Origin of the sequence: Hymenobacter norwichensis DSM 15439 (genome assembly GCF_000420705.1) — a bacterium.
Lineage (GTDB): Bacteria > Bacteroidota > Bacteroidia > Cytophagales > Hymenobacteraceae > Hymenobacter > Hymenobacter norwichensis.
The window spans coordinates 807,204-829,104 of sequence record NZ_ATVL01000008.1; the positions used below are offsets into that span (position 1 = coordinate 807,204).

Below are 21,901 nucleotides of genomic sequence, written 5' to 3' on the forward strand. Positions count from 1 at the left end.
AAACCCCGGCTTTTCGGGATATCTTTGTAGCTAGTAGCTATGGAGAATTTCGTCGTTTCAGCCCGCAAATACCGTCCCGCCACGTTTCGCAGCGTGGTCGGCCAACAGCATGTCACCACCACCCTGCAAAACGCCATTGCCAGCCAACATCTGGCGCAGGCGTTCTTGTTTTGTGGTCCGCGGGGAGTGGGCAAAACCACCTGCGCCCGGATTCTGGCCAAAACCATCAACTGCGAATTCGTAGAGGAGCACGTGCGCAAAAGCCGGCCGGTTTCCGAGCTGATTGAAACCCAGCCCGACATCGTGCCGGATGCGCTGCTCACAACTCAGGACCCCGACAATACGCCATTCGAGCTGGAAGCCTGCGGCAAATGTTCGTCGTGCCGGGCGTTTCAGGAAAACGCCTCGTTCAACGTGCACGAACTGGACGCCGCTTCCAACAACTCGGTGGAAGACATCCGCAGCTTGGTGGAGCAGGTGCGTTACGCGCCGCAGCAAGGCCGCTTCAAGGTGTATATCATCGACGAAGTGCACATGCTCTCGAATGCGGCCTTTAACGCCTTTCTGAAGACGCTGGAAGAGCCGCCGGGCTACGCCATATTCATATTGGCTACCACCGAGCGGCACAAGATTATACCCACCATTCTGTCGCGCTGCCAGATTTTCGATTTCAACCGGATTCGGGTAGACGATATCCGAGGGCACTTGCGCCATGTAGCCACCCAGGAAAACATCAAGGCCGAAGACGACGCCCTGCACCTGCTGGCCCAAAAGGCCGACGGCGGCCTGCGCGACGCCCTGAGCATGTTCGACCAGATGGTGACCTTCTCGGGCCATGACCTCACCTACAAGGACGTGGTGCAGAACCTGCACATTCTGGATTACGAGTACTATTTCCGGTTGGTAGACGGCCTGCTGACCGAGAATCTGTCGGCCACGCTGCTCTTGCTGGAGGAGATTATGCAGAACGGTTTCGATTTGCACAACTTCGTGGTGGGCGCGGCCGAGCATTTGCGCGGCCTGCTGGTGTGCAAAGACCCCGTGACGGTGCAGTTGCTGGAAGTATCCGACAACATCCGGAGCCGCTACGTGCAGCAGGCGCAGGATGCATCGTTGTCGTTTCTGCTGTCGGCCCTGAACCTGGTGAGCCTCTGCGACCGGGAATTCAAGCAGGCCAAAAACCAGCGCCTACACGTCGAGCTGACGCTCATGAAACTGGCCTACCTCAACGGCGCCGTGCAGTTTGCCCGCGACCTGAGCGCCGGCCCCGCCGCCAGCGGCAGCGCTTCGCCTAGCAACGGCGAGGCGAAAAAAAAAAGTAGCGTAGCGCCGCCTGCCGCATCAGCGCCGGCCCCGCCCCCGCCGACCACCAACGGCCAGCTCGTTGCTGACGGGACTGCCGAAGCCCCTGCCGCCTACGGCGCTCTAAATGGCGCGGCACCACCGGTTGCAGCTCAAAAAGCTAACAACGAGCAACAAGCAACAAGCAACGAACCGCTAGCCCACGCCCCCGCCGACCCCGAGCCGATTGTGCCGGTAGAAAGCGGCGTGGAAGAGCTGCACGACACGCCCAGCATTGAGGACGAGGCCGCCACGGAGGTGCCCACCACCAGCAAGCTGCGCGACACGGTACCGCACGTTGAGATTGGCAAACCCAGCATAGCCGGCCACGAGCCGGGCCAGACGCCCGTAACGGCGGCCCCGCTCCCGCCCCGCCCGGGTATGCCGCTCATGGGCAAGCCATTGGGCCTTACCAGCAAGCTGCCCGGCCTAGGTAGCCTCAAAGACATGCAGGCCCAGATGGCCGAGCAAGCCGCCGCCAGCAAAGTGGTTGCTGACACCGAGCCCAGCGGCCCCGTTACCGGCCTGCCGCCCATCGACGATGCCTTGTTGCAACGCGTGTGGAAAGAGCTGACTGAGGAACGCAAAGCGCACAGCATGAGTGAATTTGGTGTTCTGAACCGTCCCATAGCGGCCGACGCGCACCATATGATTCAGCTGCGCGTAGACAACCCCGTGCAGGAAGACCAGTTCAACGAATTCCGGGCGGGCTTCCTAGGAGAATTGCGCCGCCGCACCGGCTACCCGCGCCTCAACGTGCAGGCCGAGGTAGTGGAGCAACAAGACACCGGCCGCAAGCTCTACACCGCCACCGACAAGCTGGAATACCTGATGGAGAAATTCCCGATGCTGGCCGAAATGAAGCAGCGCTTGGGCCTGGATGCCGACTAAAAGCGCCGCCCGGCGCGACATGTGTACCCGTACCAGTTACCGGTTATGCTGAAACCTGTTCAGCGTAGCTGGTTTATTTAGTATAAGGCAAACGTTTGCGGCACAGCTTGCCAACGAGCTCCTGGTTCTTACTGGATTCGTGCTTCTCATACATAAAATTTCCCACTTCGAGGCCGTGGAGGGGGATTTAGGGCTAAGCTGAGCTTTTTATTCCCAGGGGGTCCGCCTATCTTTGACTCCTTAATCCCGTTCTAAACTGCTTACTGCCGCGCCAGCCAACTTGTGAAAAAAACTTCTCTGCTTCTCATTCCAGTGCTGGCAACTCTCGGCCTCACGCAGTGCCAAACCAGCAAGCCCAGCGCCTCGGCCACTACCACCGCCCCCACCGTTGATGCAGCTCCGGCCAAGCAGAAAGACTACAAGTACCAAACCGTAGAAGGCGACCCACTCAAAGCGCGCATCTACACCCTGGATAACGGCCTGACCGTTTACCTCTCTGATTACGAAGACGCCCCGCGCATCCAGACGTATCTGGCGGTGCGCGCCGGCTCCAAGAATGACCCTGCCACGGCTACCGGCCTAGCGCACTACCTGGAGCACATGGTGTTCAAGGGTACGTCCAAGCTAGGCACCCAAAACTGGGCCGCCGAAAAAACCGAGTTGGACAAGATTGAGGCGCTGTACGAGCAGTACCGCAGCCAGCGCAACGACCCCGCCGCTCGCAAGCGCACCTACCATCAAATAGACTCGATTTCCAGCGTAGCGGCCAAGTACGCCGTGGCCAGCGAGTACGACAAGGTGATGGGCGCCATTGGCGCAAAAGGCTCCAATGCCTACACTTCCGTCGAGCAGACGGTGTACCAGGAAGACATTCCGAGCAACCAGATTGAGAAGTGGGCCGCCATCCAGAGTGAGCGGCTAGGCGAGATGGTACCGCGCCTGTTCCACACCGAGTTGGAGGCCGTATACGAGGAGAAGAACCGAGGCCTCGATAACGACTTCTCGAAGGAGTTTGAGGCGCTGAACGGCAGCTTGTTCCTGAAGCACCCGTACGGCACCCAAACCACCATTGGTACCATCGAGCACCTGCAAAATCCGTCCATTACGGAGATTAAGCGGTATTTCGAGAAGTACTACGTGCCCAACAACGTGGCGCTATGCCTCAGCGGCGACCTGGACTACGACCAGACCATCCGCATCATCGACCAGTATTTCGGCAAGCTGCAAAGCAAGCCGGTGCCAGCGTTTGAGGTAGCACAAGAAGCGCCCATTACGGCGCCCATTGTGAAGGAAATAGTGGGCCCCGATGCTGAAAACGTGATGCTCGGCTTCCGTTTCCCCGGCTCTACCTCCCGCGAGGCGCTGGTGCTGCGCATGATGGACAAGATTCTGACCAACGGGCAGGCCGGCTTGATTGACCTCAACCTTAACCAGCAGCAGAAGGTATTGCAGGCGGCTTCTTTCACGATGCTCAACAACGACTACAGCGCCCACGTGCTGTACGCCACCCCACGCCAGGGCCAGAAATTGGAAGAGGTGCGCGGCCTGCTGTTGGCGCAGCTCGACAAAGTGAAAAAAGGCGACTTTCCGGAGTGGCTGATTCCAGCCATCATCAACAACGAGAAGCTGCAACGCACCAAGAGCTACGAAAGCAACGAAGCCCGCGCCGGTGCCTTCGTTGATGCCTTTGTGGCGCGGCAAAACTGGCAGGATTACCTCAAGCAAATCAACGACTTCGGCACCATTACCAAGGAAGAAGTGATGCGCGTGGCCAACCAGTATTACGGCCCCGGCTACGCTGTTATCAACAAGCGGACCGGCAAAGACCCCAACGCGGTGAAGGTGGTGAAGCCCGCCATTACGCCCGTGCCCGTGAACCGCGAAGTGGCCTCCGACTTCTACAAGCAGGTAACTGGCCTCAGCGCCCCTGACCTGCAGCCGGTGTTTCTGGATTACAAGAAGGATATTCAGGAAACCAAGCTGGCTTCGGGCATTCCGGTGTTCTACACCCGCAACACCGAAAACAACCTCTTCAACCTATACTACCTGCTCGACCTGGGCACCAACAACGACCCCAAGTTGGGCCTCGCCGCCGACTACCTCCAGTACCTCGGCACCGATAAGTACTCGGCCGAGCAGTTGCAGCAGGAGTTCTACAAGCTGGGTTGCTCATTTGCGGTAAGCAGCGGCCAGGACCGGATTTACGTGAGCCTCAGTGGCCTCGACAGCAACATGGAGCCGGCGTTGCAGTTGTTCGAAAGCGTGCTGAACGCGCCCAAGCCCGATGCCGCTGCCCTCAAGAACATGGTGGCCGGCGTGCTGAAGTCGCGCCAGGATGCCAAGCTCAACAAGCAGGTGATATTGAGTCAGGCCATGGTGAACTTCGCCAAGTACGGCCCCAAGAACCCGTTCACTACCCAGCTCAGCGAGAAAGAGCTGAAGGCCCTGAAACCTGAGCAGCTTACGGCCCTCGTCAAGAGTATCCCGACCTATCAGCACCGCGTGCTGTATTATGGGCCGCGTGCAGCCGATGGCCTCACAACTACGCTGAACACTACGCACCGCGTGCCCGCCAAGCTCACGCCGGTACCAGCCAACAAAGACTTCGCGGAGCAACCTATGAACTCGCGTAAGGTCTATTGGGTGGACTACAATATGGTGCAGGCCGAAATCCTATTCCTGAGCAAAGGCCCCGTCTACGACAAAGCCATTGTGCCAACTACCAGCCTCTACAACGAGTATTTCGGCGGCAGCATGGGCAGTATCGTGTTTCAGGAACTGCGCGAATCGAAGGCGCTGGCCTACTCGGCTTCGTCGCGCTTTGCTAATGCAGATAAGGTGGGCCGCAGCAGCTACAACATGAGCTACATCGGTACGCAGAGCGACAAGTTGCCCGAGGCTATGGCGGGCATGAACACCTTGCTCAATGACATGCCGGTGGCCGAAGCCAACCTGCAAATCGCCAAAAACGCCATCCGCAACAGCATTGCCACGGAGCGCATCACCAAGTCCGACGTCCTGTTCAGCTACGAGCGCGCCAAGCGCCTCGGCCTCGACTACGATTTGCGCCGCGACGTGTATGACCAAACCCCCAACATGAGCTTCGCCGACCTGCAAAAATTCCAGCAGGCGCGCGTGAAAGGTCAGAACCAGACCATCTTGGTCATTGGCTCGAAAGACCGCCTCAATTTCAAGGAGCTAGCCAAATACGGCCAGCTTCAGCAACTCACGCTGAAAGAGATTTTCGGCTACTGATTTTTAGTGCGTAGTACCTCGGGATTGGTGCTTAGGCTGTTTCTTGAAACCAGAACAGCTTACTGTATCGACTAAGCCGCAGGTACTACGCACTATGCCCTAAAAACTAACTATCAAAACACCAGTAACCGTCACTTTACAACTGACACCTTTCCAAATGGCAGAAAAAATCACCATCAAAAACGGCAAATTGAATGTACCTGACCAGCCTATCATTCCCTTCATTGAGGGTGATGGTACGGGTCCGGACATTTGGGCTGCCTCTGTGCGAGTGTTCAACGCAGCCGTGGAAAAAGCCTATGGTGGTTCGCGCAAACTGGTGTGGAAAGAAGTATTGGCCGGTGAAAAGTCGTTCAAGCAAACCAACAACTGGCTGCCCAACGAAACGCTGGAAGCCTTCCGCGAATACCTGGTGGGCATTAAAGGCCCCCTGACCACGCCGGTAGGCGGCGGTATTCGGAGCCTGAACGTGGCCTTGCGCCAGGAACTGGACTTGTATGCCTGCGTGCGGCCCGTGCGGTGGTTTGAGGGCGTGCCTTCACCCGTGAAGCACCCCGAGCTGACCGACATGGTAATCTTCCGCGAAAACACCGAGGACATTTACGCCGGTATTGAGTACATGAACGGCACCCCGCAGGCCCAGAAAATGCTGGAATTCCTGCAAGACGAGATGGGCGTGAAGAAAATCCGCTTTCCTGAAACGTCGTCGTTTGGCATCAAGCCGGTTTCCAAGGAAGGCACCGAGCGGCTAGTGCGCGCGGCTATCCTGTACGCCATTGAGCACAAAAAGCCATCGGTAACGATTGTGCACAAAGGCAACATCATGAAGTTCACGGAAGGCGCCTTCAAAACTTGGGGCTACGAGCTGGCCGAGAAGGAGTTCGGCGACAAAGTGTACACCTGGAGCCAGTACGATAAAGTGTTGGCCAAGCAGGGCCAGGAAGTAGCCGATGCCCAGCAGAAAGCCGCTCTCGACGGTGGCAAAATCCTGATTAAGGACAGCATTGCCGATGCCTTCTTGCAGCAGATTCTGCTCCGCCCCGCCGAGTACTCGGTGGTAGCCACCCTGAACCTGAACGGCGACTATATCTCCGACGCACTGGCCGCCATTGTGGGTGGCATCGGTATTGCACCGGGTGCCAACATCAATTACCTCACCGGCCACGCCATCTTCGAGGCCACCCACGGCACGGCACCCAAGTACGCCGGCCAGGACAAAGTAAACCCCGGCTCGGTTATCCTCTCTGGTGCCATGATGCTGGAACACTTGGGCTGGCAGGAAGCCGCTGACCTGATCTACAAGGGCCTGGAAGCCGCCATTGCCTCCAAGCGCGTCACTTATGATTTCGAGCGTCTGATGGAAGGCGCCACCCTGCTGAAATGCAGCGAGTTCGGTGACGAGGTTATCAACCAGATGTAGTAGCTTGGCAGTAGCCACTTAAACAATAAAACCCCGCGTTGGCTATAAGGCTGACGCGGGGTTTTGCTTGAATAAGCATCCAGCAAAATTCTACCACCCATTTTCCGTATCTGATTTATCTGTTACGAGCCACGCTTCGCTAAACATGCCTAGCACTGGTTATATACTATACTAACATACCGCATGCCACCATAACGCAGGGCGGGCAACTCATAGGGGCTGCCCGCTCTGCGTCTAGATAAAAAGACAGCTATTCATCTACCACCACATCAAAGGCGAGCTTCTCGGAGACGGCGGCATCTGGGTAGGTGCTCCCGCGCAATACCAGGGTGTAGGCCTTACCAGACGCTAGAGCAGTTGATTGGGTGAACAGTTGCGCCTGTGTACTATTGGTACGGGTAGTTTGCAGCGTATACGTGCGGGCATCCACGGCCTGATAGCTCGTGACGTTGCCCCAAGTCACTTCCGAGTACAAGGGCGCGCTGGCTTGCGGCTCCTCGATACGCACCGGCGTCGGTTCAGCAGCCACGTTCAGCACCCGGACGTAGGCTTTGCCGGCAACGGGAGTAGGTAGAGCCTGTTCTTCCACCAGCCGAGCTTGGCTCATCGTGCCGGCACTGTACGTGAAAAGGGAATAACGCTTGTCTTTGGCCACGACGAGCGAATTGATTTGCACCCACCCGCTACCCGTAGAATAAGGCAGCAGTATCTGCACCACTGGCTTGCCTACCGTCACCGCTTGGTACGGTGCAGCCGCGCCTGCCACCGCGGCTGGTCCTAGCTCTTTGCTATCTACAACTAAGCGAATAGAGCCACCTGGCACCAGCTGCTGACCGGCTCCTATAGCCAAATTGTTGACGATACGGACCTGACCTTGCTCAACAACTGGTGGCGTAGGTTGTGGTAATTCGTTGTTGTCGTGGCAGGCGGCGAGCAGCGGAAAAGCGGCCAAGAACAGGCGTAAGGAGTGTTTCATATGGAGGCGGATAGTGGGAATGGTATTCAGCAAGTTCCAAACACTGTGCCACCATGAATTAGCTTTGCGAACATGCTGGTGCCATCGTTTTTTATTTGAAGCAAGCCTAGCGACTCTCAACGTAGTTAAGTGAAGCATCACACATTTAACTAAATGCTTCTCTCTCTTCACAAAAGACTATTCCAATGAATAATGAGTATACAGCTCCTCAGCTGATTTGACGTGCGAGTAATTACTACAATACACGGCTACAGTGATATTTTTTCTGCTTTTTAGTTCCACTATTTTGCCTTTTAAATTTTAAAGCCTACTTTTGTAATTCTCCGAACGCAAGTGGCGTTCGGAAGACCTTGTAGAATGATGAAACTGGCAGACATACCCTCCTCTCTCGGGGGTGGTGATTCGGGAAAAACTGGTCCGGCGGCCGGCTAACCACACCGTGGAGGTTCGAATCCTTCTTCTACAGCTGTATAAAAGACCGATTGAAACCCCAAGCACCTGAAGTGCCGCTGGTTTTAATCGGTCTTTTTTCGTTGATGCCTGGTATTGCCAGAAGATGGCAAAGCGCCTCTAGCAGCTAGAAAGCTAATTACAGGATGGAAAGGCTGTTGGGTCGTAGGCGGGCGCTAAACACTTGCGCAATGCTACCAGCTCGAAGCTTGGCGGTTTCTGCTACTGGCCCCTCAAACAATTCTTCCACTGTACGAAGGAACAGGCTTAGCCACTGCTCGAAATGCGAGTCATTGATAGGCAAGGGAATGTGCTTGAGAAAAGGCCGACCTTGGTAGCGGGTGGTATGCAACAACAGGCCGCTCCAGAAGTCATACATCTTCGGCAGATGAGTTGGCCAATCAACATGGGCAAAGTCGTTGAACACGGGGGCCAGCAACGCGTCAGCGTTGACCTTGTGGTAGAACGTGTCGACCAACAGTTGTACATCGGCTTCAGTCTCGATATCGGAGCGGGTGCTATGGCTCATGTAGTAGATTAAGTAATGGGCAACAAGTTGGCTAAATAGACCACTAGCAGCAATCTGTGCAAGCCTAGTCACGTGTTGTGGCAGAATTGGGTTACCTGCGTTGGCGTTGAGTATTAATCCTGAAGACGCTCTTTTTAGTGGTGCCGTAGCAACAGCTGCCTGCTCAACAACAACACTTATACATGAAAAAAGCATTGTTTCTCGCCTTGGTAGCGTCTTTCTCTTTTGCCTCGTGCGGCAGCCCCGACACCACCGAAGCTACCACAACCACCGAAAGTAGCTCTGCTACTGATTCAACCGGGCTGGAAGGCAACACCAGCCCCGAAAGCGCCAGCACTACCACTGCGCCAACAACCCCGGAGGCCACTACCACCAGCGGCGCAGCCCCTACCGACACAATAACCATCGGCCGATAGTCGGCACCCTAACCTAGCCACCATTAAAAGCCAGAAAGCGCGTTACCTCTACTCGTGAGAGGCAACGCGCTTTCTGGCTTTTGAAACATTTTATTGAACCTAAGCTAGTGTGGAATTGGGATGCAGGCAGGCCGGTTTTCTTCCGCTCTAAGCTTGGCGCAGCGCTAAAAAACTGATTTTTCAGCTTGAAGAAGATGATTATTGCGGTGCGGCCAGCTTAGCAAACTCCGCCAAGGTACCAGCCACGAAACGCTGTTTACTCTCAGTGAAAGGCGACAGGCGCTCCAAAATCCCCTGCCACGTTTCCAGCTTTTCAGCTTCTGTCAGGTCATAGTTCCACTTATATTGCCCATCCACCAGCACGAGCTTGTAAGCACTCTGTCGCCACACATAGCCTAGCAGCACCTCGTCGGTGGGCAGCCGCAGGACGCTAGTACCATCATCTCCCACCGCCACAAAAAGGAATGTTGCGTGGTAATAACACAGCGTTCGGTAGCCTTCCTTGTCGGAAGAATATAGCGCGAACTGGCCGCTTTTCAGTTTGGCTAGTAATTGGTGCTGGCACTCCTCGCTGGTGTTGCAAAGTGGCGCGAGCGGCGGAACAGGTACCGGGGCTGGGGTTGATTTCATCAGCAGAGATACTAGTTTCCGGAACATGGAGCGTTATTTATATCAGTCCTGCCTGTACCACACGGGCCGTTACCAGCAACTGCCCCACGTGGCGCGTAGTGTGCTCGGCAGCGTGTACTAGTAGCCCAACAACCGTACTAGGCAACCCTGCCCGCCCCACCGGCCTAAACTCGGGTAGCGTGGCTTCAGGCACGGTGGACAAATACTCCAGAAACGCACCCACGGTGGCATAAAAGTGCGCCATCAAGGCTATTGAGCTCCCCGGCGTGGTGGGCACGTCATTTTCGGCGGCAAGATAAGCTAGCTGCGCTGCCGAGAGCGGCTGATAGCAGGCATAAGTTTGCATCCGGTTGAGGACGCCGGCTAGATGGCGCAGATGAAACCCCACCGACGCCACGCCGGCTGGGCGCGCCGCTAGCAGCAAATCAGGAAAGTCTTGGAGGGCAGTTTCCACCTCTTGGCGGGCTTGCAGCAGCGCATGCGCCACGGGTTGCAGTAGGGGCGGCACTGCAGGAACCGGGCCGCGCAGCCAGAACTCGGGCTGTGGTGTAGCGGGAGTAGTCATGTATAGGTAACCTAAACTTGGCGCTGTTGTTGGCTCGCCTAAACTGGATTTGTCGTTCCACTGTGCCACGCGGGCTGATAAGGCCTCCAGCACAGATTTTATTTCCGGCACCACAGATGTCACAATTGAAGCATAATCCAGCCCAAAAACACTCAGGCTTAAACTCGCTAAATACCCTATCAGTGGGCTATTCCCTACAATTTTAATTATATTATCTCACTATAATACCAGTCTCAAAATTAGCTATAATGTCCTTTCGCTCAGTAGCTCCCATCTCGACCTTTGATGGCATAAACGCCATCAATAGTTGCCGCTCCCACCCACACCTAGTTGCTTTATGGAACTCACCGCCCTTGCCCTCTTCTTGGCTTCCACCCCGCAAGCCCTTCCCGATTTCACGACTATTGATGGCCGGACCATCCCGCACGCAGAAGGCAAAGCGGCACTGAATAAAGGCCAGGCCGTACTTGTTGGGGGCTTGTTCGTAGGGTCGTTTCCGGCCGCCGACCACCAACATCACGCCCTATTGGTTGCGGCTTAGGCCAACTCAGCGGTGGCTTTGCTAGATGGCGTCTTTCGGCTTATTTGCTGAAAGGTGTTTGCTGCGTTGGCACGCTCAAGAAAATGCTGGCACTATTCAGCTAGGGTGCGCCGGAAATGTAGCTGAAGAATATCATTGATTTTCTCTCTAGTAAGTGGCTTACTAACCAAGCCTGCAATGCCTAGCTCGTCTAGGCGGCTTAGGTCGCGCGCATCCATTGTGGTGGTCAGCATGATGATTACGGTGGGCGCGGATTGTACCAGCGGAAGCTGTTTATATGCTTCCAGAAACTCGATACCGTTCATGCCCTGCATGTTCACGTCCAGCAGCACCAGCGCCGGCTTGAGGGGGTCGGTGGGTTTGGTTAGCAACCCCAGGCAGGGCCTGAGCGCCATCTTCCGCAGTCACCAAATGATCGGTGACGCCAAGCTGTTTGAGTAGCAATTCATTGAGGAAGTTGTTTGTCGAATCGTCACCAACCAGCAGGATACTCGATAATTTTTCCATTAACTCGGGAGTGAGTGTACGCTTGTTTAGCGGGGTAGCGCAACTGGGAGAGTGGCGCCTGTGTGGCTGGCGCTGCGCCGATCTGGTAGCCCCGCTTTTGCAACAGCCATTTGATCAAACAGCACAGGAGCCCAGAGCACTATACGCAGCCGGTTAGGCGTTGGCACATCGAAACTACGCTTACCGTTGCTATGCCCTCAGGACCAGGCTGTTGTATTAATAGTTGCAGCAATATTTATCCGGTTTAGCAAGGAATCCTCATGAAACCTCTGTTGCTGGTTAGCTAGTAGGATTAGACATGGCTAGATGGTTTCGCAGCTAGTTGAACTACCACCCAGACAGCTGGCTACTTGCCATCGGAGTCCGGTTGAAATTCAGTAGTTTTCTCTTCGATTCTACCCTTTCCACTTTTCTTATCCGCTATGGCTCTTGACCTGACAACCGATGCCGTTATTGCCACTGTTTCGCTGCCAGAAACGCGGGTGGCGACGTTGCTACAAGCCGCTGGCATTCCTAGCTCCCGAACTGTAACCGGCCTGGAGGTGCGTTTGTCGCGGGTGTTTATCAACAACAACCGTACGCCCAAGGTCTTTCCTTTCCCCGGCTTTGCTGATGTGTATTTGCTGCTGGTAGTGTTCGACAACCTGAACCCGGAGCCGCAAACCCTGACTTTGTCGGGGTTTGCCCGCATCGACGACGAGGAAGATTTGCCGGTTGATAAAACTGCGTATTACTGGAAGCAAGGTGAGCCGGCCGGGCCGGTGCCCTCGCAGGTGCACGTGCTGCTGTCGGTGCTAAAAAGCAAGAAAGGCATGCGCGACACCGGGGCTATTATGGCCCAGGCCCGCGACTCCGACGACTACCGCAGCCTGGTATCGGAAGTGGTAGGCGCCATTACCAACGGGCCGGCTCGGGCCGCCGAAGTGTTGTTGCAATTAGGCTCGGTGGTAGGCAACTTGCTGAAAGACGTGGAGGACAAACCCCTGTTCACGCAGGTGATCAGCTTTACCGACATTAACGGCGACTTCGATACGTTGGGCAAAACCCAGATAACGAAAAACAACGATTATGTGCAAACTACGCTCACGCTGATTGTGCGTGACCCAGCCCGCGAGCCGTCAGCAGACAAAACCTTGTAGCAGTCGAATGAGCGGCTAGTCCGGCAGTGCTATCGACCGCCAAACTAGCTGCCGTGCGTTAGCTGCCCATATATCCGCAACAGGCGGATATATGGGCAGCTAACGCACGGCAACACGCACGTATCTATTCGGTTAATTTGCGCGTCGCCACAAGCCCTCAGCAAGTTAAAACGCACTTTCCCTAGGTGAATATTAGGGCTTTGGCACGGCGGGGCTACCTTTGTACTCATGTTGCAAGTATCACAGCGCGGCCAGAACATTCCGGCTTCTCCGTTTCGTAAGATGACACCCTTCGCCGACGCTGCCAAGCGACGCGGCATCAAGGTGCACCACCTCAACATCGGGCAGCCCGATATTGAAACGCCCCCGGCGGTGCTGGCGGCGGTGCAGCAGGCGGATATTCGGGTGCTGGAGTACTCGCCCAGCGCGGGCCATTTGAGCTACCGGCGCAAGCTGGCCGACTATTACCAGCGCGCCAACATCGACGTAACGGCTGAAGATATTCTAGTTACTACGGGCGGCAGCGAGGCTATTTTGTTTGCCTTGATGTGCTGCCTGAACCCCGGCGACGAAATGATTGTGCCGGAGCCGTTCTATGGAAATTACACGGCGTTTGCGGTAGCGGCTGGTATTACACTGGTACCCGTCACGTCATACATTGAAGACGGCTTTGCGCTGCCGCCGCTGGCTGATTTCGAGCAGGTGATTACGCCGCGCACTCGCGCCATCATGATTTGCAACCCCAACAACCCTACCGGCTACGTGTATAGCCAGGCGGAAATGCTGGGCGTGCTGGCGCTGTGTCATCAGCACCATCTGTTTTTGCTGTCTGATGAGGCCTACCGGGAGTTCTGCTACGACTCGCCCTATATCAGCGCCCTGCACCTGCCGGATGCAGATGAGCATGTAGTCTTGCTCGATACCATCTCCAAGCGCTATAGTGCCTGTGGGGCCCGGATTGGGGCTTTCGTTACCAAAAACAAGCAGCTTCAAGAGGCCGCTCTGCGCTTTGCCCAGATGCGGGTGAGTCCGCCTGGCCTGGCCCAGTTGCTCGGCGAAGCGGCTACTGACCTGCCCGAGTCGTACTTCGACCTCACCAAAGCCGAGTACCAAAGCCGCCGCGACTTGCTGGTTGCGCGCCTGCGCCAGATGCCCGGCGTGGTGTGCCCCACCCCCGGCGGCGCTTTTTACGTGCTCTGCCACTTGCCCGTCGATGACACCGACCATTTCGCGCAGTGGCTGCTGGAAACCTTCAACTACAAAGACGAAACGCTGATGGTATCGCCAGCGGCAGGTTTCTACGCTACGCCGGGCCTGGGTCGCCAGCAGGTACGGCTGGCTTACGTGGTCAACCAGGATACCATCAACCGGGCTATGGACTGCCTGGAGCTGGCTTTGCAGCAGTATCCCGGCCGCCTTGAAACTACTACAGTAACTGCCGACGCCGACGCCGTGAATCAATAGACTTTTGTAGCCAGTCTTCACCCTATAACGTCATGCAGGGTAGCAATACGACACAGGGCGTTGCGTTAGCTGTTATGCAAGGCAAGAAGCGTATGTTGGGCTGATTCTTGCCAAAAGTTGAAGCCATGAAACACGTTGCACTTCTTTGGTTTGCGTTGCTTAGTGGTATTGCCCCAACGCGGGCCCAAACGGCTGCGCCTCACTCGTTCGTACGGCAGCTTACCTTGCGTGTAAACGGGCAGGCTGTAACGGCCGATACCATTAGCTCCCGCTTCTTTTTAAGTGAAGCAAAAACACTCACACTCAACGTAGTGCGCGCTGATGACCCCGACGGCGCGGGCCTGACCATCATTATCGACCGGTTTCCACTGCAAACGGGCACTTATAGCTTTCAAGAGATTTTGAGTGGCCGCAACCGGGATGCCTCGTACCGTTTCGGCAGCACGGCAGCCTATTCGAAATCCTGCTCCGACAATCCAGGTTCGGTGACCATTACCGCCATTAATGGGGAGCGGCACTGGCTGGCTGGTAGTTTCCGCTGTACCGTGTGCGAGTCGGGCCGCGGCGGCAAACGCCTGACGTTGGAAGGCGCGTTCCGGTATCCGGTAGAGAAAGATTGAGTGGCGTTGCTGTCATTCCAACATTCCACGCATCAAGTGGAGAGAGGAATCTGAGTTTGCCAGCTGAAAGAATTCACTTGGATTCCTCCGGCGTCGGAATGACAGTTTACATTCATTGAGTAGCTTTCCTTTTTCAACGGCTACTCTTTGCCTTATGCCTCTCCCCTTATTGCCCCGCCTAACGCTGGCAGCTAGCTTGCTGCTTGGCAGTGCGTCCGCTGCTCTAGCCCAAACCACCACGCCTAACCGCTTCATCACCGACAGCCTCGACAGCTACATCCAGCGCGGGATGCGGCAATGGCAGGTGCCAGGGCTGGCCGTGGTGGTAGTGAAGGATGGGAAAGTGGTGGTACAAAAAGGCTACGGTGTGCGTGAGGTCGGCAAGCCAGCACCCGTGGATGCCAACACGCTGTTCATGATTGCCTCTAACACTAAGTTGTTCACGGGCACGGCGCTGGCCAAGCTCGATGGCGAAAAGAATATCAACCTCGACGAAAAGGTAACCAAGTACCTGCCTAACTACCGCCTCTACGATTCGCTGGCTTCGCAGATGGTAACGGTGCGCGACCTGATGAGCCACCACTTCGGCTTCAAGACGTTTCAGGGCGACTTCACCTTCTTCAAATCCAACCTGGAGCGCAAAGAAATTGTGCGGCGCATGCGCCTGATGAAGCCCGGCGGCCAGTTCCGGCGTGACTATGGCTACAGCAACTCGGGTTTTGTGGCGGCGGGTGAGGTTATTCCGGCCGCTACCGGCGGCACCACCTGGGAGGCGTATGTGCAGCAGAACCTGTTGCAGCCGCTAGGCATGACCAGCACTTACGCCGCTTCGGCGGGCTTCGCGCAGCGCCCCAATATTGCCCACGCGTATTCCAACACCTTTGGGCCGTTGGCGGAAGTAGCCTTTGATAACTGGGACAACATGGCGCCCGCAGCCAATATGGTATCCAACGTAACGGACCTGGCCAAGTGGCTGCAATTTCAGCTGGATAGTGGCCGCTACCAAGGCAAGCAAGTGGTACCGTGGCCAGCGCTACGCAAAACCCGCGACGCTAATACCATTATCACCAGCCGTAAATCCACGATTTACCCGTTGCACTTCATCACCTACGGGCTCGGGGTAGAAGCGGCCGACTACAACGGCAAACAGATTTTCTGGCATACCGGCGGCGCTTCGGGGCAGGTCAGCAACGTGTGTTTTGTGCCGGAAGCTGGCCTAGGCATTGCCGTACTTACCAACAACGACAACCAAAGCTTCTTCGAGCTGCTGCGCTACCAATTGCTCGACAGCTACTTGGGGGTGCCCTACGTGGACCGTAGCGCCCAAGGCCTGAGACGCAAGCAGCAAGCGGAAGCCACCCAAACCGACCCTACCAAGGAACTGGCCGCTCGTGTGAGCAAAAAGAACAAGCTGGCATTGCCGCTCAAAGCGTACGTGGGCGAGTATGAAAACGCACTGTTCGGCCGCATCAGCGTCAGCCAGAAAGGCAAGCAGCTCCTCGTTACGATGCCCAACCACCCCGGCCTCACCGCCACCCTCGACTACATGGACGGCCAGGAATTCCGCGCCACTTACTCCGACCTCGTATTTGGCGTAATGCCCGCCAAGTTCATTGTGGACGGCGGCAAGGTGAAGACCGTGGAACTGCGCGTGAATGACTACGTGGAATTTGACCCGTACGTGTTCAGCAAGCTGTAGGCAGTTTTGGAGGCCTCACCCCCTGGCCCTTCTCCTAGGAGAGCGGAGGAGCTGAATAATCTGGCGCACTCCCACTACCTATCTTAAGATATGAAAACACAAGAGCCGCAGCTGAAAAGCTGCGGCTCTTGTGTTTTTGTCGGCTGGCTCTACCTCTTTACAGGATATGGAGCCTGGGGGTTAGGTCCCGCCAAAACTGCTTACAGCGTGGACAAGTCAATCACGAAGCGGTATTTCACGTCGGACTTTATCATCCGCTCGTAGGCTTCGTTGATGTAGTCCATGCGGATAACTTCCACGTCGCTCATCACGTTGTGCTCGGCGCAGAAGTCCAGCATTTCCTGGGTTTCCTTGATACCGCCAATCAGCGAACCGGCAATGCGGCGGCGCTTGGCAATCAGGTTGAAGGCGTGCAGTTGTGGGGCTTCTGGTGGAACACCGAGTAGCACCATGGTCCCGTCGCGGCGCAGGCTGCCCACGTAAGGCGTCAAGTCCATAGCAGCTGATACGGTGTTGATGATGAGGTCGAAGTAGTTGGCTACCGACTTCATAGCCTCCGCATCTTTGGTTACCACGAACTTGTGGGCACCGAGGGCTTTGGCATCAGCTTCTTTGTTGGCCGAAGTGCTGAGCACCGTCACTTCGCAGCCCATAGCGGCAGCAAATTTCACGGCCATGTGGCCTAGACCACCGAGGCCCATTACAGCTACCCGGTCGCCTTCCTTGGCATTCCACTGACGTAGTGGCGACCAAGTGGTGATGCCAGCGCACAGCAGCGGCGCTACGCGGGCCAAGTCCAGTTTCTCCGACACGTGCAACACGAATTTCTCGGTTACCACGATGTTGTTGGAGTAGCCGCCGTACGTGGGCAAGCCATCCTTGCCTTTGGCGTTGTAGGTACCGATAAATCCTTCGTCGCAATACTGCTCCAGGCCGTCGTTGCACTCGGAGCAGTGCTGGCAGGAATCCACCATGCAGCCCACACCGGCTAGGTCACCGGCTTTGAAGCCTTTCACGTGCGCACCTACTTCAGTCACGCGGCCTACAATTTCATGGCCGGGTACCATCGGGAAGATGGAGCCGCCCCACTCGTCGCGCACTTGGTGCACATCGGAGTGGCAAACACCGCAGAAAAGGATTTCAATACGAACATCGTGTGGGCCTACGTCGCGGCGCTCGAACTGGAAAGGGGCAAGAGGGGCATTAACCGTTTCAGCGGCATAGCCTTTAGATTCAATCATTAGCAAAGTTGGTTTTGGAGAATTGTGCGGAACGAAGTCGTTTAACCTCTTTTCAAAAGGAAGGTTTCGGGATGCTCGGAATGCGGCAAGAAAACTCGAACTTTTACCGACCTGTACTCAGCAACGAATCTTCGCCCTCTCCTACCCCACACTGCCATGATACCCGACGCTACTCCTACCCCGCATGCCCCCAACCTGAAGCGCAACTCGCGCAGCCTACGCATCTGGCACTGGTCGAACTCGGCGCTGGTACTGGCGCAGTTGGCTACCATCTTGTTTCTGTTTGTTGTGGTGAAAGTAAAAACACTAGCCCCGGAGTTTAGCAAGGCGCTGGCCGACAAAGGCGTTACCATGGCGCCCGCCGACCTGCGCGGCCTTACGCGCATTGTGGCGCACCGCATCTGGGACTGGCACATCTGGATTGGTATTGCGCTGGCCTGCCTGCTGGCGTACCGGGTGCTGGTGAGCTTTCTGCAACGAGGCGGGCAGCGCACCGATGCCAAACTGGCCCGCCTCAAGGAGCGGGCCGCCCAGGGCGAGGCCGGTGCAACCAAGGCCGTGTGGGTACGCTACAGCTACCGGGTTTTCTATATGATATTGGCTGTAATGGTGGTAACAGGCTTAGTGCTGGTGTTCGAAGATTATTTCCCTAGCATCGAGCACACCGCAAAGGAAATCCATGAATTCACGATGTACCTCGTTATTGCCTTCGTGGTGGCCCATATTGTAGGCGTATTCCGTGCCGAAGTCACCACCGAGCCCGGCATTACTTCCGACATGATACACGGCGGCAAGCCGGTAGAGGAGTAAGGCTTCCGCTTACTTTATACAGATGGTGTTGTTTCTACAAGAAGTAAATTGGTTGGGCGCTGTATTCTTTTTTACCCTATCAGCGGCAGTAGCTACGCTATGGTTTTACCTGTTCCTCTATATGTTTCGTTTAGTGGGTCACTTCTTCCGAGACCTTCGGGTTAGGAAACGGCAGCCTTAAACCGATGTAGCTTACGCAGTACAGCACCCATTAGCACAGAAGTACCTCCCCGCTTACGTGGCCTTATCCAGCTGTTGCTTAGCGCCTTCATGCGCGGAAGTTGACTGCACAGGAGTAGAACCACCTTCTACGGGAGCTTGCCAACCTTTCTGGAGCATATCCTCTACCTGGGCCTTTAGCCGCTGCACAGACTGGCGGGAAAAGCGTTTTTGCAGCATCCGGCCGAACAGCCTGAAACCAATCCAGTAGAATGGGTTGCTAATGCGGCCGGTTTGGGACAGGGCATGAATACGGAACAATACCTGGCCAGTTGCTAGGTTTTTGTGCACCGAGAAGTCGATTTGGCCCCGCTCGAAGTGGCCTTCCAGGGTGCGGTAGTTGTAGCCCCACACCTGCTCCTCACTGCCCTCAGGCAGCGCGCGGCGCTCATCCGTCACGCCCCCGATGCGCACCCCAAACCAGAACGAAAACCCCAAGAACTGGGCCCGCAACACCATTACTCGCTGTTCCAGCGGCTGGTCGGGCACGAAGATGCCGGTAATGAGGTTGGGCGGCGGAAACGTGTAGTTACGCAACACTTCCTGCGCCGCTGCCCAGGCACCGTGCGGTTCCGGGGGGCCGGGCTGCTCGGCAGGCAGCTCGGTTTCGTAGTCGTCCACGTTCCAGCCGGTTTCACGGGTGTACTCGGCGGTGCGGTTCAGGTCGAAGTTATAGCCGGCCTTTTCGTAGGAGGCAAGGCGGGCTTTTTGCCGCTCATCAAGGGGCCGGGGCTTAGGCATCTTGCGTAACGTTAGTTTCGGAGTCGTTTTGCTTGATAGTTTCCACGTGTACCGGGCCCAGCTGGAGGCCACCGCTGTAGGAGGCCACCCGCAAACAGAAGGTTTCCCAGGTTTGCTGCTGCACTTTCTTGCCCATTCCCAGCGTGTCGTAGGTGAAGGCCACCAGGCCGTCGCGTGATCGGGCCCAGGAATGGATTTCAAACCGGATGGTATTAGGCAAAGAAGCGTGGGTGCTCACCGAAAACCGAATACGGCCTGCTTCAGGATGGCTTTCCAGCGTCACCAGCTCAAAGTAGTCGGCCCCCAGTTCCGATACGCGCACGTCGCCGTTCCAAGGCCCCAGAATCTTGATTTTAAACTCGTCGCCTACTTCCAGGCAGGCACCCGTACCCTTGGATTTTGTAAATTCCGCCAGCAAATCCGGCGAGAAATCGGGCACGTTACACTGGATATACTGCATCAGTTCAGTAGCGGAGTGATGCGCGTGCTGCACATCCACCCAGTAGCGCCGCTCGAAATGCGCGCCGCTGCCGGTTTCGGCGGGTTGTTCAGGTTTAGAAGACATGGCAAAGAGAGGCGCAACAGGCCTTTAGCGTTCTGTCTCCTAACGCGGCAATGGGTACGTGGGTTAATGGTTGAGCTAACAGCGCCTATATGGCGGCAGTTACTACCCGCGCCGGTTTGCACCGTATGAACAGCTACTTCGTTACTCCATTACGCCGCTACTCTATGGCCTACTACCGCCCCCCCGGCCCCGCTCCCGATCCACTCATTGTGCGCGACCTGACGCGCCTACAAGATGATATGCGCACCCGCGTCCGGCAGGAGCCACTAGCGCAAGAGCCGCAATTCATTGCCGGCTGCGACTCCTCGTTTCCCACCCCCGAAACTATCCTGTCGGTGGTCGTGCTGTTGCGGTTTCCTTCGCTGGAAGTGGTGGAGAAAGTGTACAACGTGGGGCCGGTGCCAGTACCCTATATTCCGGGGTTGCTGTCGTTTCGGGAGGCGCCCAACGTGCTGCTGGCTTACGAAAAGCTTCATCAGAAACCCAACATTCTGATGGTGGACGGGCATGGTATTGCGCACCCGCGCCGCATGGGCATTGCAGCCCACTTAGGCGTGTTGCTCGACATGCCCACGTTTGGGGTGGCCAAGCAGAAGCTGACGGGTACGTTTCAAGAGCCCGGCATTCTGAAAGGCAGCATTACGCCACTTACCGACGCGCGCAGTGGCGAGTTGCTGGGCGAGGTTATCCGCTCGAAAGACAAGATCAATCCGCTGTTCGTGAGCCCCGGCCACCGCTGCGACCAAGCCACCGCCACCCGCCTCACGTTGGCCTGCCTACGCGGCTACAAGCTCCCCGAGCCCACCCGCCTAGCCGACCATTGGGCCGAGGAATTCAAGAAGGAATTGAGGTAGAGCAGAGGAACCTCCGCTTTACTGCATGGCCGCTTGCAACGCCCCCAACGACTCCCCGGCTGCTTTAGGCAACTCCAGCAGCCGGGCCACGGCGGCGTATACCACTCGCGGGTGGGCCGCCTCGGCCGCAATACCACGCTCCTGGCCAGCTTGGGTTGCTTTGGAGAGTTTGTGCCCGTCTTCAGTTAGCAGCAGGCCGTGGTGCAGAAACTGGGTTTGCCGGAACGACTCGGTACCGGGCAGCTGACCAGCCAGCCACAGTTGCGCGGCCGTACTCGGCAGCAAATCCAGCCCGCGCACCACCAGCGTGACGCCCAGCCGCACATCGTCTACCACCGACGCCACTTGGTAAGCGGCCGCGCCGTCCTTTTTGCGCACCACAAAATCACCCAGCGCCGCGCCCAGTGGCACCTCCAGCGGCCCTTGCCAGAGGTCAGGCACTTCTACCGTAAGGCCCGCAGGAACGTGGGCGCGCCAAGCGGTTTCGGGCGCATCTGGCGGCAAGATTTTGGCGCGGCAGGTGCCGGGGTAGTTGCTGCTCAGAGGCAAGGCGGCGCGAGCCAGATCGGTGCGGGAGCAGCCACACGTGTAGAACAGGCCGGGGTGTGCCGCGCGGGCGGCTTGCAGGGTGGCTTCGTAATCAGCCAGAAAATGACGCTGAGAATAGTGCTGCTCGAAGTCGTCGGGGCCGCTGGGGCCGTGGTCGTAGTCGAGGCCCAGCCAGTCCAGGGTCTGGAAGATGTTGGCCAGGTAAGCGGGGCGGAACCGGGCGCGGTCCAGGTCGTCGATGCGCAGGTGCAGGGTGCCGCCTGCCCGGCGCGTGAGCAGCCAGGTCAGCGTGAAGTTAACAGCGTTGCCGAGGTGCAGAAAGCCGCTGGGCGTAGGTGCCAAGCGCGACACAACGGGAATGGAAGTAGGTAGCAGCATGGCGTTGGAATGGCGGAAATTTAACATCATCCTCGCTCCATTGACACCGCACCTAGTCGTCCATTATCAAACGAGGAGCGAAGCCAGTCCAACTTGACTCC

The 21,901-nt window shown here is 56.7% G+C and carries 20 protein-coding genes; 11 read left to right on the plus strand and 9 right to left on the minus strand.

The annotated features are described in order from the left end of the window. The first annotated feature begins 39 nt into the window (after positions 1-39). The 3 genes from dnaX to icd all read left to right on the plus strand — a co-directional run bounded on the left by dnaX (position 40) and on the right by icd (position 6,907). A complete protein-coding gene (gene dnaX / locus G536_RS0114330; RefSeq protein ID WP_022824296.1) occupies positions 40-2,232 on the plus strand; it encodes a DNA polymerase III subunit gamma/tau in 2,193 nt (730 codons plus the stop codon). A 282-nt stretch (positions 2,233-2,514) separates the two neighbouring features. Continuing rightward, a complete protein-coding gene (locus tag G536_RS0114335) occupies positions 2,515-5,487 on the plus strand; it encodes a M16 family metallopeptidase (protein WP_022824297.1) in 2,973 nt (990 codons plus the stop codon). A gap of 157 nt (positions 5,488-5,644) precedes the next feature. Then, positions 5,645-6,907: an NADP-dependent isocitrate dehydrogenase gene (gene icd, locus G536_RS0114340; protein ID WP_022824298.1), complete on the plus strand. Its 1,263-nt coding sequence runs from the start codon at positions 5,645-5,647 to the stop codon at positions 6,905-6,907. 250 nt (positions 6,908-7,157) lie between these two features. Here icd and G536_RS0114345 read toward each other — a convergent pair whose 3' ends face one another. Continuing rightward, entirely contained in the window at positions 7,158-7,883 is a 726-nt protein-coding gene (locus G536_RS0114345; protein ID WP_022824299.1) for a DUF4397 domain-containing protein, read from the minus strand. Between the two features lie 589 nt (positions 7,884-8,472). Beyond that, complete coding sequence (locus G536_RS0114350) at positions 8,473-8,862, minus strand: group III truncated hemoglobin (protein WP_022824300.1); 390 nt, start codon at positions 8,860-8,862, stop codon at positions 8,473-8,475. Positions 8,863-9,044: 182 nt separating this feature from the next. Between G536_RS0114350 and G536_RS27985 the strand changes: the two genes are divergently transcribed. Continuing rightward, on the plus strand, positions 9,045-9,278 hold the full coding sequence (locus tag G536_RS27985; RefSeq protein WP_022824301.1) for a hypothetical protein: 234 nt from the start codon (positions 9,045-9,047) through the stop codon (positions 9,276-9,278). A gap of 198 nt (positions 9,279-9,476) precedes the next feature. Here the strand turns inward: G536_RS27985 and G536_RS0114360 are convergent, their stop codons facing one another. Both G536_RS0114360 and G536_RS0114365 read right to left on the minus strand, forming a co-directional pair. Beyond that, positions 9,477-9,908 (minus strand): hypothetical protein, encoded by a 432-nt coding sequence (locus tag G536_RS0114360; protein WP_022824302.1) that lies wholly within the window; start codon positions 9,906-9,908, stop codon positions 9,477-9,479. 37 nt (positions 9,909-9,945) lie between these two features. Next, positions 9,946-10,473 (minus strand): DinB family protein, encoded by a 528-nt coding sequence (locus G536_RS0114365; protein ID WP_022824303.1) that lies wholly within the window; start codon positions 10,471-10,473, stop codon positions 9,946-9,948. A gap of 337 nt (positions 10,474-10,810) precedes the next feature. Here G536_RS0114365 and G536_RS32220 point away from each other — a divergent pair, with 337 nt between their 5' ends. Continuing rightward, positions 10,811-11,014, plus strand: coding sequence for a hypothetical protein (locus tag G536_RS32220; protein ID WP_157530633.1), 204 nt, complete (start codon positions 10,811-10,813; stop codon positions 11,012-11,014). A 92-nt stretch (positions 11,015-11,106) separates the two neighbouring features. Here G536_RS32220 and G536_RS0114375 read toward each other — a convergent pair whose 3' ends face one another. Next, complete coding sequence (locus tag G536_RS0114375) at positions 11,107-11,385, minus strand: response regulator (protein ID WP_026880191.1); 279 nt, start codon at positions 11,383-11,385, stop codon at positions 11,107-11,109. Positions 11,386-11,943: 558 nt separating this feature from the next. Between G536_RS0114375 and G536_RS0114380 the strand changes: the two genes are divergently transcribed. The 4 genes from G536_RS0114380 (at position 11,944) to G536_RS0114395 (ending at position 16,443) form a co-directional block, all read left to right on the plus strand. After that, positions 11,944-12,660, plus strand: a complete 717-nt coding sequence (locus tag G536_RS0114380) for a hypothetical protein (RefSeq protein WP_022824305.1) — start codon at positions 11,944-11,946, stop codon at positions 12,658-12,660. A 228-nt stretch (positions 12,661-12,888) separates the two neighbouring features. Next, entirely contained in the window at positions 12,889-14,124 is a 1,236-nt protein-coding gene (locus G536_RS27990) for a pyridoxal phosphate-dependent aminotransferase (RefSeq protein ID WP_022824306.1), read from the plus strand. A 125-nt stretch (positions 14,125-14,249) separates the two neighbouring features. Further along, the gene (locus tag G536_RS0114390) at positions 14,250-14,744 is read left to right on the plus strand and encodes a hypothetical protein (protein WP_022824307.1); all 495 of its coding nucleotides are present in this window, start codon (positions 14,250-14,252) and stop codon (positions 14,742-14,744) included. A gap of 154 nt (positions 14,745-14,898) precedes the next feature. Continuing rightward, positions 14,899-16,443, plus strand: a complete 1,545-nt coding sequence (locus tag G536_RS0114395) for a serine hydrolase (RefSeq protein ID WP_026880192.1) — start codon at positions 14,899-14,901, stop codon at positions 16,441-16,443. A gap of 200 nt (positions 16,444-16,643) precedes the next feature. On the opposite strand, the gene G536_RS0114400 is transcribed toward G536_RS0114395, so the two are convergent. After that, complete coding sequence (locus tag G536_RS0114400; protein WP_022824309.1) at positions 16,644-17,684, minus strand: NAD(P)-dependent alcohol dehydrogenase; 1,041 nt, start codon at positions 17,682-17,684, stop codon at positions 16,644-16,646. A gap of 156 nt (positions 17,685-17,840) precedes the next feature. Here G536_RS0114400 and G536_RS30740 point away from each other — a divergent pair, with 156 nt between their 5' ends. After that, positions 17,841-18,494, plus strand: a complete 654-nt coding sequence (locus G536_RS30740) for a cytochrome b/b6 domain-containing protein (RefSeq protein ID WP_022824310.1) — start codon at positions 17,841-17,843, stop codon at positions 18,492-18,494. Positions 18,495-18,728: 234 nt separating this feature from the next. Here the strand turns inward: G536_RS30740 and G536_RS0114410 are convergent, their stop codons facing one another. Beyond that, complete coding sequence (locus G536_RS0114410) at positions 18,729-19,454, minus strand: DUF1990 domain-containing protein (RefSeq protein ID WP_022824311.1); 726 nt, start codon at positions 19,452-19,454, stop codon at positions 18,729-18,731. Continuing rightward, positions 19,447-20,019 (minus strand): DUF1990 family protein, encoded by a 573-nt coding sequence (locus tag G536_RS0114415; RefSeq protein ID WP_022824312.1) that lies wholly within the window; start codon positions 20,017-20,019, stop codon positions 19,447-19,449. Before G536_RS0114415 ends, G536_RS0114410 begins: the two co-directional genes overlap by 8 nt. Positions 20,020-20,108: 89 nt before the next feature. On the opposite strand from G536_RS0114415, the gene nfi reads away from it, so the two are divergent. After that, positions 20,109-20,873: a deoxyribonuclease V gene (gene nfi, locus G536_RS0114420; RefSeq protein WP_245575830.1), complete on the plus strand. Its 765-nt coding sequence runs from the start codon at positions 20,109-20,111 to the stop codon at positions 20,871-20,873. Positions 20,874-20,891: 18 nt separating this feature from the next. Here the strand turns inward: nfi and G536_RS28000 are convergent, their stop codons facing one another. Then, complete coding sequence (locus tag G536_RS28000) at positions 20,892-21,800, minus strand: glutamyl-Q tRNA(Asp) synthetase (protein ID WP_022824314.1); 909 nt, start codon at positions 21,798-21,800, stop codon at positions 20,892-20,894. Between the last annotated feature and the right edge of the window lie 101 nt (positions 21,801-21,901).

Bases quoted from the DNA above. Each gene is read 5' to 3' on its own strand.
- dnaX (WP_022824296.1), top strand. From the start codon at position 40: ATGGAGAATTTCGTCGTTTCAGCCCGCAAATACCGTCCCGCCACGTTT.
- icd (WP_022824298.1), top strand. From the start codon at position 5,645: ATGGCAGAAAAAATCACCATCAAAAACGGCAAATTGAATGTACCTGAC.
- G536_RS0114345 (WP_022824299.1), bottom strand. From the start codon at position 7,883: ATGAAACACTCCTTACGCCTGTTCTTGGCCGCTTTTCCGCTGCTCGCC.
- G536_RS0114350 (WP_022824300.1), bottom strand. From the start codon at position 8,862: ATGAGCCATAGCACCCGCTCCGATATCGAGACTGAAGCCGATGTACAA.
- G536_RS27985 (WP_022824301.1), top strand. From the start codon at position 9,045: ATGAAAAAAGCATTGTTTCTCGCCTTGGTAGCGTCTTTCTCTTTTGCC.
- G536_RS0114360 (WP_022824302.1), bottom strand. From the start codon at position 9,908: ATGAAATCAACCCCAGCCCCGGTACCTGTTCCGCCGCTCGCGCCACTT.
- G536_RS0114365 (WP_022824303.1), bottom strand. From the start codon at position 10,473: ATGACTACTCCCGCTACACCACAGCCCGAGTTCTGGCTGCGCGGCCCG.
- G536_RS32220 (WP_157530633.1), top strand. From the start codon at position 10,811: ATGGAACTCACCGCCCTTGCCCTCTTCTTGGCTTCCACCCCGCAAGCC.
- G536_RS0114380 (WP_022824305.1), top strand. From the start codon at position 11,944: ATGGCTCTTGACCTGACAACCGATGCCGTTATTGCCACTGTTTCGCTG.
- G536_RS27990 (WP_022824306.1), top strand. From the start codon at position 12,889: ATGTTGCAAGTATCACAGCGCGGCCAGAACATTCCGGCTTCTCCGTTT.
- G536_RS0114390 (WP_022824307.1), top strand. From the start codon at position 14,250: ATGAAACACGTTGCACTTCTTTGGTTTGCGTTGCTTAGTGGTATTGCC.
- G536_RS0114395 (WP_026880192.1), top strand. From the start codon at position 14,899: ATGCCTCTCCCCTTATTGCCCCGCCTAACGCTGGCAGCTAGCTTGCTG.
- G536_RS0114400 (WP_022824309.1), bottom strand. From the start codon at position 17,684: ATGATTGAATCTAAAGGCTATGCCGCTGAAACGGTTAATGCCCCTCTT.
- G536_RS30740 (WP_022824310.1), top strand. From the start codon at position 17,841: ATGATACCCGACGCTACTCCTACCCCGCATGCCCCCAACCTGAAGCGC.
- G536_RS0114410 (WP_022824311.1), bottom strand. From the start codon at position 19,454: ATGCCTAAGCCCCGGCCCCTTGATGAGCGGCAAAAAGCCCGCCTTGCC.
- G536_RS0114415 (WP_022824312.1), bottom strand. From the start codon at position 20,019: ATGTCTTCTAAACCTGAACAACCCGCCGAAACCGGCAGCGGCGCGCAT.
- nfi (WP_245575830.1), top strand. From the start codon at position 20,109: ATGGCGGCAGTTACTACCCGCGCCGGTTTGCACCGTATGAACAGCTAC.
- G536_RS28000 (WP_022824314.1), bottom strand. From the start codon at position 21,800: ATGCTGCTACCTACTTCCATTCCCGTTGTGTCGCGCTTGGCACCTACG.